This window comes from Capnocytophaga sp. oral taxon 329 str. F0087, assembly GCF_000213295.2.
Lineage (GTDB): Bacteria > Bacteroidota > Bacteroidia > Flavobacteriales > Flavobacteriaceae > Capnocytophaga > Capnocytophaga leadbetteri_A.
The window spans coordinates 43,381-54,713 of sequence record NZ_KN389990.1 but is presented as its reverse complement, the minus strand read 5'-3'; the positions used below and the strand labels follow the sequence as shown (position 1 = coordinate 54,713).

Sequence of the window (11,333 nt, the reverse complement as noted above, 5' to 3'; positions counted from 1 at the left end):
ACTCCTTGCCTTTTCTACTCCTTGAGTTTTACTCCTTGAGTTTTCTACTCCTTGAGTTTTACTCCTTGAGTTTTCTACTCCTTGACTATACTTTCCATTAATAGAATAAGTAGTCCAACGCCCTTTGTTAGTGGATAATAACATATTTTTTGCCACTAAAGCATAGAGCAATTTTCCTGCTTCTAACGGGTTTTTGTCAAGGAGTAATTGTATGGTATTATTAGCTATAACACCCTCACTAAGAGCTGTAGCCAAAATAAGTTGCTGTTCTTTTTCTGCTTCTTTATAGTCATTGCCATAGAGTTCTAAAAGTTGTGTTTCACATTCAGCTGATATTAAAGAAACCATAGAGAGGGTAAGTTCTACTAAGTGTAGGTCAGGGCGTTCTTCTAATAGAGGTCTGCGCCAATTTTCTTTTTTACAAGCCTCTAAAATAGTGGGAAAACCAGAACCTATATTCTCACCAAACCCAATCATTCTCAGTATTGCTTGTATATGAGGATTTCGTGCTTTGGAATGTCCTCCTTCATAAATATCTACCACAGGTATTTTAAGTGAACCAGGGTTAGAAAACACAAAGCGATTATCGTATTTTTCTACTTTTAAAACTCCTGTTAGCATATAATCAGCGTGAATAATTAAGTTTGTAAGTGCCTCGCGAATAGCTTTGTGTAGTAGGCTATCATCATTGCGTTCCATACCTTTAAGACTGAATGGACGCTTAATATCACTAATGAGCTTTGACTGCACTCGCATAAAGAAATTATAAAGGTTATTCTCCCAACGCCCATCATATGTTAGACGGTCACTCCAACGGCTTTCTTCTTCTAAATTGGTAAAATCGAGGTAATCCATACGAATGTTGTCAAAACGTTCTCTTATAGAAAGTCCTTTGCCAAAAACGAGTAGCCCTGCCAACGTAAGTCCCTCTCTTCTAGTATTTCTATCTCTGATATAAGCGCCTATATTGAGTAAAAAATCCTTATCATCATAGTCGTTCCAAATATGGTCGGGATTGGCAGTTCTAAATCTGTTGCGATAGGCATTAAAGGTAGCACTATCAATATCATCTATATTATAATGCTCTATCAATATTCCATCGTTTCCACTATCATTAGCATCGCGAATCATTGCCTTTACATCTTCTTCAGTACAGTGATAATCTCCTTCATAATTTCGTTTAAAGGCACCATTCATCATATTGCCATTAATATAGATAGGACGTTGCCTATAATCAGCTTGAGGAACTGTGATACACATCAAGGGGACTCCTTCATAATCTATTATTTCAACATCACTATCGGTAAGGATATTGCGGTTTACTTTATTACTGTTGAGCGTATCAAAAAACTCTTTTCTCAGCTTTTGAGGATTAGTAATTCCTGTGATTTCAAAATGATTAGCCTCGCCTACAAATTTGACATTCTCAGTAATGCCTAAAACAATAATACCTCCAATAGTATTGGCAAAGGAAGAATAGGTTTCCCATACTGACTTTGGAATGTTGTTTTCAGCTTTTTTACATTCAAAAGAGATACGCTCTCCTACCTCTAACAACACTTTTATATCTGTTGCATCCATAGTATATTTTTATTTAATCAATTAAAAAAAGGCTCTCTTTTTTGTATGAAGAGAGCCTTTTTTAATTCGTACTAATATCTTTTGTTAAACGTTTATTTTACTTTTTCTACTATAGCTTTGAACGCTTCAGCGTGGTTCATTGCTAAATCGGCAAGAACTTTACGGTTAAGCTCTATGTTAGCCGCTTTTAGTTTCCCCATAAATTGAGAGTATGAAAGTCCGTGTAGGCGAGCACCTGCGTTGATACGCACAATCCAAAGCGCACGGAAAGTTCTCTTCTTATTACGGCGGTCGCGGTAAGCGTACTGCATCGCTTTTTCAACAGCGTTCTTGGCTACTGTCCAAACGTTTTTTCTGCGGCCAAAGAAACCTTTGGCTTGCTTCATTATCTTTTTTCTACGAGCTCTACGAGCTACAGCATTTACTGATCTTGGCATAAATTCTTTTTTTTAATTTTTGTAGCAGGTGGTTTGTGCTTAAAACAAACTCTTAGGGGTACCTACTCCACGGTTATTAAATGTCCTACTAATAAACAATTATTTTAAGCCTAATTGTTTCTTCACGCTTGCCTCGTCATTAGTATGTACAAGGGTAGCGTGGGTGAGTGCTAACTTGCGTTTTTTAGCTTTCTTAGTTAAGATGTGGCTCTTAAACGCGTGTTTTCTCTTGATTTTTCCAGAGCCGGTAAGCTTGAAACGCTTTTTAGCTCCAGATTTGGTTTTAATTTTTGGCATTTGCTTCTTGAATTTTATGTCGATATTAGTACGTTTCTTTTCTATTCAGAATTTAGAATTCAGAACTATTTCTTTTTTGGCAGCGGTGCTAAGAACATCGTCATACGTTTGCCCTCGAGCTTAGGCATTTGCTCCACCTTACCATAGTCCTCAAGGTCGGTAGCCAAGCGCAATAATAGTATTTCGCCTTGGTCTTTATAGATGATAGAACGGCCTTTGAAGAACACGTATGCCTTCACTTTCGAGCCTTCTTTGAGGAACTTTTCGCCGTGTTTCTTTTTAAACTCATAGTCGTGGTCATCGGTCTGAGGGCCAAAGCGTATCTCTTTGATGACTACTTTGGTAGCCTTAGCCTTCATTTCTTTGTCACGCTTCTTCTGTTCGTAAAGAAATTTTTTGTAATCAATTACTTTACAAACTGGAGGGGTTGCGTTAGGCGAAATCTCTACTAAGTCGAGTTCTAGCTCTTCAGCGATTTCTAATGCTTTTCGTGTAGGATAAACGCCGCCTTCGATGTTTTCTCCTACCAGACGAACCTCTGGCACTCTAATCTCGCGATTGATGCGATGTGGGTTTTTGTCGTCTCTGCCCGGTGTGTTAGTTTTCTTAATAATGGCTATCTAAATTTTAAATTACTTTCAGTATTCTGATTTGCCGATTTGTCAATTTGCCAATTTGACGATTTGCCAATTCTGTATTGACTAATTGGCAAATTTGCTAATTGTTGCGGCTACTTCGTCATTGATGAGTTTAGCAAAAGCCTCTACGCTCATACTGCCCAAATCTTCACCTCCGCGTTTGCGCACCGATACGGTACCTTCTTTCTCTTCGTTCTCGCCTACAATTAGCATATAAGGCACTTTTTGGGTCTCTGCTTCGCGTATTTTTTTGCCCATTGTTTCGGCACGATTGTCTATCAGGGTGCGAATATCGGAATTTTCTAGCAATCTCAAAACTTTTTGAGCATAATTTTCATATTTTTCGCTCAATGATAGTACAATTGCTTGATTTGGATTGAGCCATAACGGGAAGTTTCCGGCAGTGTGCTCGAGCAAAATAGCTACGAAACGCTCCATACTTCCGAAAGGCGCACGGTGTATCATCACCGGTCTATGCATCTCATTATCAGCCCCTTTATACCATAGGTCGAAGCGCTCTGGCAAGTTATAGTCTACCTGTATAGTACCCAGCTGCCAGCTTCTGCCCAAGGCATCTTTCACCATAAAGTCGAGTTTAGGACCGTAGAACGCCGCTTCGCCTGTTTCAATCACATAATTCAAGCCTTTTTCTTTAGCGGCATTGATAATCGCGTTTTCCGCTTTTGCCCAATTCTCGTCAGTACCGATGTATTTAGTTGGGTTATCAGGGTCGCGCAATGATACCTGAGCGGTAAAGTTGTCGAACCCAAGCGAGCCGAATACGTACAATACCAAGTCGATAACGTGCTTAAACTCAGCATCTAACTGCTCTGGAGTACAGAAGATGTGGGCATCGTCTTGGGTAAAGCAACGCACGCGGGTAAGTCCGTGTAGCTCGCCACTCTGTTCGTAGCGGTATACCGTACCAAACTCTGCAAAACGCTTAGGCAAATCCTTATAACTCCAAGGGTGTGAGTTGTATATCTCGCAGTGGTGCGGACAGTTCATCGGTTTTAATAGGTATTCTTCGCCCTCATTAGGGGTAGCTATCGGCTGAAAGCTATCTTTGCCATATTTATCCCAGTGACCTGAGGTAACGTATAGGTTTTTATGCCCTATATGGGGGGTAACTACTTGTTCATAGCCTGCTTCTTTTTGTGCTTTTCTAAGGAAAGCCTCTAAACGCTCGCGCAAGGCAGCTCCTTTGGGCAACCACAATGGCAAACCTTGACCTACTTTGTTAGAGAAAGTAAAGAGTTCGAGCTCTTTGCCCAGCTTGCGGTGGTCGCGTTTTTTAGCCTCTTCTAACAGGGTTAGGTATTCGGTAAGGTCTTTCTGTTTTGGGAAAGAAATACCGTATACGCGTGTTAGCTGTGGGTTGTGCTCATCACCACGCCAGTAAGCCCCTGCGGCACTGAGTACTTTCACTGCCTTTACAAAGCCTGTGTTAGGGATATGTCCCCCGCGACAAAGGTCGGTAAAGGTGCTATGGTCGCAGAAAGTGATAGTACCATCTTCAAGAGCCTCAATAAGTTCAGTTTTATATTCGTTTTTGTCTGCGTAGTACGATAGCGCTTCGGCTTTGCTCACGGGGCGCATTTTAAATTCGTGCTTACCGCGGGCTATCTCTAAGAATTTTGCTTCGATTGCAGGGAAATCTTTTTCAGAAATAGGTTTGCCGTTGAAATCTACGTCGTAATAGAACCCATTGGCAATGGCAGGGCCTATGGTGAGCTTAATACCTGGGTATAGCTCTTCGAGGGCCTGTGCGAGAATGTGAGCAGATGAGTGCCAGAAAGCTTTTTTACCTTCTGGATTCTCCCACGTATATAATACCAAGCTACCGTCAGTGGTCAGAGGGGTTACCGTTTCTATAGTTTTGCCGTTGAAAGCGGCAGATAACACATTGCGCGCCAAACCTTCACTAATGCTTAGCGCTACTTCAGCAGGGGTAATCCCACTGTTAAACTCTTTTACAGAGCCATCAGGTAGAGTAATTTTAATCATTTTTGCTATTTGATTTTTAGTGTAGTTGTAATTTGAAAGTGCAAAAGTACAAAATAATTAGTAAATGAGCAAATTTGAAAATTTATTAACACAAAAAAGTTTCTTGTAATTCATTGATTATTAATATTCCTCCTGCCCACTTCAAAGGGAGAGATATGACGGTAAGTATACACGAAAAACTTTTTGCACAGCCTCTGTAATACTATTTATGGCAAAGTAGTATGCTCTAAAATGGTTATAAACTCGCTGAATGTATCGCATATAAAGTAGGTATTACAATCGCTATTGGAAGCCTCAAAAAAGTGAGAATGGTCATAAAAATGAATCCCTTTAGAGAAATCACCTACCTCTGTGGTTACTAAAAGGAGCATCCCTCCTCCTGGGTCTCTCCCGATTACAAGGCTTTTGTCGGGAAAATCATCACTGAACTCTTCATAGGTTTCTATACATTCTTCTATATCATAGAAAAGATCAAACATAATGTATTCCTCTATATCCTTTACATAGAAATAGGCTTCATCAATGATAGCGCCGTCATTTTGGACTAAAAAATTAAAATAATCATCAGGCAAGGTAAAGCCTAAAAACTCCTGAAAAGCAAAGGCTTTTGCTTCACTCCCTTTATTAATTGCTTCTATTTTCATACTTGTAAAATACTTGTTTTATGAATTGGTAAAGCGTTGAAAACTTTTAGTCCTGAAAATCATCATACTCAAAGTAATGTTCAATAGCTCCTAAAAGGACGTCTGTATCGTCGGTAGTTAGCAATTCATTATGATCAAACTTATTGTCAATAATGTCTTGAAAAATGCCTACTCCTGAAAAATAAGCTACTTCAAATTGGGCTAATGATTCGGGGACTTCTCCATACTTAGTTTCGACAGAATCTTGTTCTTTCTTCTCTTTACTTGATAAAACCCAAAATGCTGCCTCTTCATAGTTGTCTTTTTTTGCTCCTTCGATATAAATTATTCCAGGGTAAGGCAATTGCTTATAATCTTTGATAAGCTCTTTTATTGTTTTGTTTTGTTGCATATTGATATATAAATTAAAATGTTAAGAAATAGCAATGGTGTTGGTATTTTCCAATGATTTTGATATGGAATCCATTATTTCTTTTATCCTATTGGCTGTAAGGATTCCTTTTCCCTTTTTCTCTATTTCTTCTAATTCTTCAATAATCGCTTTAAAAGAGTAAAGTATTTTATTCAGCTTGTTGATGTCGCCAAAAATTTCAATGTAGACATAAGTCTTAGCAATTATTTTTATTTCAAAATCTATCCAATCCTTATCATTGTCTCTGCCCCAAGGTTTGCTTGCTTTTAAAAAATCGCCATAATTACTTATATCAGCCTTTAAAATCCAGCCAGGATTATCTAACATACCAATAGAAATACCCTGCTCGTGCTCCCAATCTCCATCTATTTGACTCATCGTCCAATTTTGTAACCAATCTACTATATTATCCATAAATAGTTTTACTTTTTTAAGAATGCACCTCTTCAATATCGGCTATAAAACCCTCAAAAATTTCATCATATGTATTATTTTTATCATTATTTTTTGCCGAATAAAAACATTCTTTGATAAAAGGGTCTCGTTTAAAACATAAAATAATATACAAAAGCGTTTCAAGTTCTTCTACAGAAGATATATCATTCAGCAATTTTAGATAAACACTTTTGCTAGCTTCCATATAGGTTATAATTGAGGGTAAAAGAGGGGCTTCCCTCCCTACTGAAGTAGGAATAAAATGCTCAAACGGTTCTATTTCAGTATTATACTTAATTATTATATGCTCGCCTTGCGCATTTCTGTCGTTACCATTGAATATTTCAAAAATGATATTTAAGAGTTCCAGTCTGTTGTTTGTAATAGTTACCAATTCATTAAGAAATGGCAGTATATAAAAACAGCTTTCGGATAGACCTCCTTGTATAACAATCTGGTTGTCTAATTGCCAATAAGCGATATTTCTTTTGTGTGGATCATCATCAATAAGGTTGCTCAATATATCAGCTATATTGTAATCTATAAAGCCTAAACGATCCTTTACCGCTCTCCACTCTACCTTTCTGACAGAATTTAATATAATATCTGATGACTTATTCATATCAATTGTGGTTTAATTCATTGTTTTCAATAAGTTACAATTCGGCAGTTACAACTGCCGAATTAGTATCTAACTCGTGCCACACTTTATAAAAGGCTTCTTTTATCTACTGAGCAGCAGAGGTATAAGAGTTTTGTGGAGTGTTCATTTTCATAGGGGTAAGATTTTGATACCGCAAAGCTACAAAACAATTCGCAAATTAGCAAACCTTCAAATTGTCAAATCAGAAAAATATTCCCCCACACCTCCCCTTTACTTCAGATATAGGAAGGATATAAGAACACTGTAGGAACACTATAGCATCACCAAAAGGACAACCATCTACCAACCCTCCCAAAACCAGAAAAATATTCTACTGCCACCCAAAATTTGCTAATTTGCTAATTTTCCCATTTGCTAATTTGCAAATTATACCCTACCTTTGCCCCGAAATTATAACACAAATGAGTAAATTACTAATCGTAGGGAGTATGGCTTTTGACCAGATTGAAACTCCTTTCGGAAAAAGCCATAAAACTATGGGCGGCTCGGCTAACTATATCAGTTTATCAGCCGCTATGTTTCACGCTCCCTCTGCCGTAGTATCGGTGGTAGGCGATGATTATCCTTCCGCTTTTATCGATGCGCTCTCTCAGAGGCATATCGATACCTCGGGCATCGAGGTAGTAGCTGGCGGTAAAACTTTCTTCTGGAGCGGTAAGTATCACAACGATATGAACTTACGCGATACACTCGATACCCAGCTTAATGTTTTGGCGGACTTTTGTCCCGTTGTGCCTACCCAATTTGCCGATGCCGAAGTAGTGATGCTCGGCAATCTACACCCTTGCGTGCAAATGAAGGTGCTCGACCAGATGAGTACCCCTCCGAAATTGGTGATAATGGACACGATGAACTACTGGATGACCCATACCCACAAAGAACTTTTAGAGGTTATTGCCCGCATTGATGTGCTGACTATCAACGATGAGGAGGCTCGCCAACTAACGGGTGAGTACGCTTTAGTAAAGGCTGCCGAACGCATTATGGCAATGGGTGTGAAGTACGTTATCATTAAGAAAGGCGAACACGGGGCGTTGCTTTTCCACGCCGATAAGGTATTCTTTGCCCCTGCCCTACCTTTAGCTGAAGTGTTCGACCCTACAGGGGCTGGCGATGTGTTTGCCGGTGGTATAGCGGGTTATTTGGCGAAAACAGGCGATTATAGTTTTGAAAATCTTAAGAATGCCCTTATACACGGGTCGAATTTAGCCTCGTTTTGCATCGAAAAGTTTGGTACCGAGCGTATGTTAAGTCTTACAGAAGACGAGATGTACGAACGATTACAAGATTTTAAAGACTTAACACAGTTTGATATAGTAGTTAGAAACTAGTCGTTAGTGATTAGTCGTTAGTCGCTAGATGCTAGTCGTTAGTGATTAGTCGCTAGTCGCTAGAAAGAGACGCTGTTTTGATGCTAATGACTAACAACTAAAACATACTAACGACTAAAACATACTAACGACTAACAACTAAGGACTAACAACTAAAACATACTAACGACTAAAGACTAAGGACTAGCGACTAAAGACTAAAGACTAAGGACTAAGGACTAGCGACTAAAACATACTAACGACTAAAGACTAAGGACTAGCGACTAAAACATACTAACAACTAAAGACTAAACGATATGATTTACAAAAGAAGTAGCGAGTTATTCGCAGCTGCACAACAAGTACTCCCTGGGGGGGTTAATTCGCCTGTACGCGCTTTTAACGCTGTAGGGGGTAATCCTATTTTCATCAAAGAAGCTAATGGGGCTTATCTGACCGATGAAGATAACCGCAAGTATATTGATTATATCGCCTCTTGGGGCCCTCTTATCTTAGGGCACGCTTATCCGCCTGTGATTGAGGCTGTAACCGAGCGCGCCAAAAAAGGTACTTCGTTTGGTATTCCTACCGAAGTAGAAGTACAAATAGCCGAGCTGGCTATCTCTATGGTGCCTAATATCGACAAAATTCGCTTTGTGAATAGCGGTACTGAGGCTTGTATGAGTGCTATACGCTTAGCGCGTGGTTATACCGGCAGAGAGAAGATTATCAAGTTCGTAGGTTGCTATCACGGCCATTCTGATGCTTTTCTGATAGAAGCGGGTAGTGGTGGTGCTACTTTTGGTACGCCTAACAGCCCTGGGGTAACGCAAGGGACTGCCAAAGATACGCTTTTGGCAAACTACAACGATTTGAGTTCAGTAAAAGCCCTTTTTGAAGCCAATCCGCAGCAGATAGCCTGCGTGATTATCGAGCCTGTAGCGGGTAATATGGGTTGCGTACCTCCTGCTGAAGGTTTTCTAGAGGGATTGAGACAGCTATGTACTGACAATGGAGCGCTTTTGATATTTGATGAAGTGATGACGGGCTTCCGCTTGGCTAAAGGGGGAGCGCAAGAAGTGTTTGGCATTAAAGCTGATATTGTAACTTTTGGGAAGGTAATTGGTGGCGGACTACCGGTAGGGGCGTTTGCAGGTAGCAAAGAGGTGATGAGCTATTTAGCTCCTGAAGGACCTGTATATCAGGCAGGTACCCTAAGCGGTAACCCTCTGGCGATGAGCGCCGGACTGGCAATGCTCACCGCTCTGAACGAGCAGCCTGAGGTATTTGAGAGCCTTGCTAAGAAGACTGCCTACCTACACGAAGGCTTCCATACGGTGCTTGAGAAGTCGGGCATACCGCACCAAATCAACAGTTTTGGGTCGATGTTTACCCTTTTCTTTACTGAAGAGCCTGTAACTGATTTTGCTTCATCGGCTAAGAGCGATACAGCGCGTTTTAGGAAGTATTTCCACGGAATGCTACGCGAGGGCATCTATCTACCGCCAAGCGCTTTCGAGAGCTACTTCCTTAATGATGCTATCACTTATGAAGATTTAGATAAGACCATTAAAGCACTCGGAAGAGTAACAATGGAATTATAAGCACCTATAAAGCAAAAAAATAACGGCTATTTGCCGTTATTTTTTTGCTTTTATTTTATCTTATTTCTACTTGGCTGTTACTTCATAGCCTTTAGCTGCAAAGGCATCAACAAGTGCCTGTACGTGGTCAGTGCCGTTAGTCTCTACCGTTATGAGCACTTCTTTGTCGCGGAAGCGCGATAGGTTCTTAAATTGGTTGTGCGCCAACTTCACTATATTAGCCCCTACATCGGCAATGATATGGGTAATCTTAGCCAATTCACCAGGGCGGTCAGGTATGCTCACTGCAAAGTTAAAGATACGATCGCGGCTTATTAAGCCCTTGTTTATCATTGATGATATCATCAGTACATCTATATTACCGCCACTGACTACAGGCACTATCTTCTTGCCGCGTTCGCTGAGCTTCTTAAGGGCTGCTAAAGGCAATATACCTGAGTTCTCGGCTATAATCTTGTGCTTTTCGGCCAAGAGTAGAAAGGCTTCAGTCAGTTCGTAGTCATCTACGGTTACCACCTCATCTACATACTGCTTAATACAGTTAAAAGTAAGGTCGCCAATGCGTTTCACGGCAGTACCATCGGCTATAGTATTAGCTTCTGGCAGGGTAACCACCTTGTTCTTCTTAAGGGCTTCAGTAGCCGATGCCGCTCCACTAGGCTCTACCCCTATTATCTTAATATCAGGCTTAATCATCTTAGCCGCAGCAGCAATACCCGATATAAGTCCCCCACCGCCTATAGGTACTACTATCACCTCAGCATCGGGCATTTCTTCTAGTATTTCGAGGGCGATAGTACCTTGTCCTTCTAATACATCAATATCGTCAAAAGGGTGAACAAATACATATCCTTCTTGCGCTTCAAGCTCTTTAGCTTTCTGGTAAGCATCGTCATACACATCGCCGTAAAGCACTACCTCAGCGCCATACTTTTTAGTCGATTGTACTTTTATCAAGGGGGTAGTTTTAGGCATTACTATCACCGCTTTGATGCCGAGCTCGCGAGCTGCATAGGCTACCCCTTGCGCGTGGTTGCCTGCTGACGAAGCTATCACACCGCGCTTCTTCTCTTCTTCAGTAAGTTTATTAATCTTGTTATAAGCCCCACGTATCTTAAAGGCGCCTGTCTTCTGTAAGTTTTCAGGCTTTATATAAATCTGATTTCCTGATTCTTCACTAAAAATCGGACTGTAAATAAGATGCGTAGGTAAGAGCACTTTTTGCAAATGCTCGCGTGCGGTAGTAAAATCTTGCAATTTCATATTATTATAAAGTTAATGTGTCAATTTATTAATATATCGGC

The 11,333-nt window shown here is 40.3% G+C and carries 12 protein-coding genes; 2 read left to right on the top strand and 10 right to left on the bottom strand.

What is annotated here, in order from left to right; translation table 11 throughout:
• The 9 genes from HMPREF9074_RS03130 to HMPREF9074_RS03090 all read right to left on the bottom strand — a co-directional run.
• Nucleotides 1-1,581 (bottom strand): ATP-binding protein (locus HMPREF9074_RS03130; protein ID WP_084063414.1); only part of this gene is annotated, 1,581 nt, incomplete at its 3' end.
• A 92-nt stretch (nucleotides 1,582-1,673) separates the two neighbouring features.
• On the bottom strand, nucleotides 1,674-2,018 hold the full coding sequence (gene rplT, locus HMPREF9074_RS03125; protein WP_009389968.1) for a 50S ribosomal protein L20: 345 nt from the start codon (nucleotides 2,016-2,018) through the stop codon (nucleotides 1,674-1,676).
• A 99-nt stretch (nucleotides 2,019-2,117) separates the two neighbouring features.
• On the bottom strand, nucleotides 2,118-2,315 hold the full coding sequence (gene rpmI, locus HMPREF9074_RS03120; protein ID WP_009389967.1) for a 50S ribosomal protein L35: 198 nt from the start codon (nucleotides 2,313-2,315) through the stop codon (nucleotides 2,118-2,120).
• Nucleotides 2,316-2,380: 65 nt separating this feature from the next.
• The gene (gene infC / locus HMPREF9074_RS03115; RefSeq protein ID WP_084063412.1) at nucleotides 2,381-2,926 is read right to left on the bottom strand and encodes a translation initiation factor IF-3; all 546 of its coding nucleotides are present in this window, start codon (nucleotides 2,924-2,926) and stop codon (nucleotides 2,381-2,383) included.
• 90 nt (nucleotides 2,927-3,016) lie between these two features.
• Nucleotides 3,017-4,960 carry a threonine--tRNA ligase gene (thrS, locus tag HMPREF9074_RS03110; protein WP_009389964.1) on the bottom strand — a complete coding sequence of 648 codons (1,944 nt, stop codon included), beginning with the start codon at nucleotides 4,958-4,960 and terminating at the stop codon, nucleotides 3,017-3,019.
• A gap of 206 nt (nucleotides 4,961-5,166) precedes the next feature.
• Nucleotides 5,167-5,604 carry an SMI1/KNR4 family protein gene (locus HMPREF9074_RS03105; protein WP_009389962.1) on the bottom strand — a complete coding sequence of 146 codons (438 nt, stop codon included), beginning with the start codon at nucleotides 5,602-5,604 and terminating at the stop codon, nucleotides 5,167-5,169.
• Nucleotides 5,605-5,650: 46 nt separating this feature from the next.
• Nucleotides 5,651-5,995 carry a hypothetical protein gene (locus tag HMPREF9074_RS03100; protein WP_009389960.1) on the bottom strand — a complete coding sequence of 115 codons (345 nt, stop codon included), beginning with the start codon at nucleotides 5,993-5,995 and terminating at the stop codon, nucleotides 5,651-5,653.
• Between the two features lie 21 nt (nucleotides 5,996-6,016).
• Nucleotides 6,017-6,430 carry an Imm53 family immunity protein gene (locus HMPREF9074_RS03095; protein ID WP_009389958.1) on the bottom strand — a complete coding sequence of 138 codons (414 nt, stop codon included), beginning with the start codon at nucleotides 6,428-6,430 and terminating at the stop codon, nucleotides 6,017-6,019.
• Between the two features lie 16 nt (nucleotides 6,431-6,446).
• Nucleotides 6,447-7,073, bottom strand: a complete 627-nt coding sequence (locus HMPREF9074_RS03090) for a hypothetical protein (protein WP_009389956.1) — start codon at nucleotides 7,071-7,073, stop codon at nucleotides 6,447-6,449.
• A 443-nt stretch (nucleotides 7,074-7,516) separates the two neighbouring features.
• Between HMPREF9074_RS03090 and HMPREF9074_RS03085 the strand changes: the two genes are divergently transcribed.
• Both HMPREF9074_RS03085 and hemL read left to right on the top strand, forming a co-directional pair.
• Nucleotides 7,517-8,446 (top strand): PfkB family carbohydrate kinase, encoded by a 930-nt coding sequence (locus HMPREF9074_RS03085; protein ID WP_009389952.1) that lies wholly within the window; start codon nucleotides 7,517-7,519, stop codon nucleotides 8,444-8,446.
• A gap of 296 nt (nucleotides 8,447-8,742) precedes the next feature.
• The gene (gene hemL, locus HMPREF9074_RS03080; protein ID WP_009389950.1) at nucleotides 8,743-10,029 is read left to right on the top strand and encodes a glutamate-1-semialdehyde 2,1-aminomutase; all 1,287 of its coding nucleotides are present in this window, start codon (nucleotides 8,743-8,745) and stop codon (nucleotides 10,027-10,029) included.
• A 66-nt stretch (nucleotides 10,030-10,095) separates the two neighbouring features.
• On the opposite strand, the gene ilvA is transcribed toward hemL, so the two are convergent.
• Nucleotides 10,096-11,292, bottom strand: a complete 1,197-nt coding sequence (gene ilvA / locus HMPREF9074_RS03075; RefSeq protein ID WP_009389948.1) for a threonine ammonia-lyase — start codon at nucleotides 11,290-11,292, stop codon at nucleotides 10,096-10,098.
• Nucleotides 11,293-11,333 lie beyond the last annotated feature (41 nt).

What these genes read in the sequence shown, in the direction of transcription:
- rplT (WP_009389968.1), bottom strand. Translation starts at nt 2,018, where the DNA reads ATGCCAAGATCAGTAAATGCTGTAGCTCGTAGAGCTCGTAGAAAAAAG.
- rpmI (WP_009389967.1), bottom strand. Translation starts at nt 2,315, where the DNA reads ATGCCAAAAATTAAAACCAAATCTGGAGCTAAAAAGCGTTTCAAGCTT.
- thrS (WP_009389964.1), bottom strand. Translation starts at nt 4,960, where the DNA reads ATGATTAAAATTACTCTACCTGATGGCTCTGTAAAAGAGTTTAACAGT.
- HMPREF9074_RS03105 (WP_009389962.1), bottom strand. Translation starts at nt 5,604, where the DNA reads ATGAAAATAGAAGCAATTAATAAAGGGAGTGAAGCAAAAGCCTTTGCT.
- HMPREF9074_RS03100 (WP_009389960.1), bottom strand. Translation starts at nt 5,995, where the DNA reads ATGCAACAAAACAAAACAATAAAAGAGCTTATCAAAGATTATAAGCAA.
- HMPREF9074_RS03095 (WP_009389958.1), bottom strand. Translation starts at nt 6,430, where the DNA reads ATGGATAATATAGTAGATTGGTTACAAAATTGGACGATGAGTCAAATA.
- HMPREF9074_RS03090 (WP_009389956.1), bottom strand. Translation starts at nt 7,073, where the DNA reads ATGAATAAGTCATCAGATATTATATTAAATTCTGTCAGAAAGGTAGAG.
- HMPREF9074_RS03085 (WP_009389952.1), top strand. Translation starts at nt 7,517, where the DNA reads ATGAGTAAATTACTAATCGTAGGGAGTATGGCTTTTGACCAGATTGAA.
- hemL (WP_009389950.1), top strand. Translation starts at nt 8,743, where the DNA reads ATGATTTACAAAAGAAGTAGCGAGTTATTCGCAGCTGCACAACAAGTA.
- ilvA (WP_009389948.1), bottom strand. Translation starts at nt 11,292, where the DNA reads ATGAAATTGCAAGATTTTACTACCGCACGCGAGCATTTGCAAAAAGTG.